General features: G+C 69.4%; 1 protein-coding gene. It reads right to left on the bottom strand.

Going from position 1 to position 242, the window contains the following annotated elements; all coding sequences use genetic code 11:
• Positions 1-242 (bottom strand): GMC family oxidoreductase N-terminal domain-containing protein (locus SB751_RS34595; protein ID WP_410749566.1); only part of this gene is annotated, 242 nt, incomplete at both ends.

Raw genomic sequence — 242 nt, 5'->3', positions numbered from 1 at the left:
TCGATGTGGTCGATCAGATTGCGGCCGACATCCGGCGCGTCGTGCTGCACGGCAATGCCATGTTCTCGCAGATGCGCGGCCGGCCCGATGCCCGAGCACATCAACAGTTGCGGCGAATTGAACGCGCCGGCCGACAGGATCACCTCAGCCCGCGCGCCGAGCGTCTCGACGCGCCCGTCGCGCGACACCACGACGCCGACCGCGCGCTTGCCGTCGAAGCCGACGCGCAGCACCGTCGCATC

Origin of the sequence: Cupriavidus sp. SIMBA_020 (genome assembly GCF_046535395.1) — a bacterium.
Taxonomy (GTDB): Bacteria; Pseudomonadota; Gammaproteobacteria; order Burkholderiales; family Burkholderiaceae; genus Cupriavidus; species Cupriavidus campinensis.
Note: the sequence above shows the minus strand (reverse complement) of the source record. Positions and strands in the feature narration are given on the sequence as shown.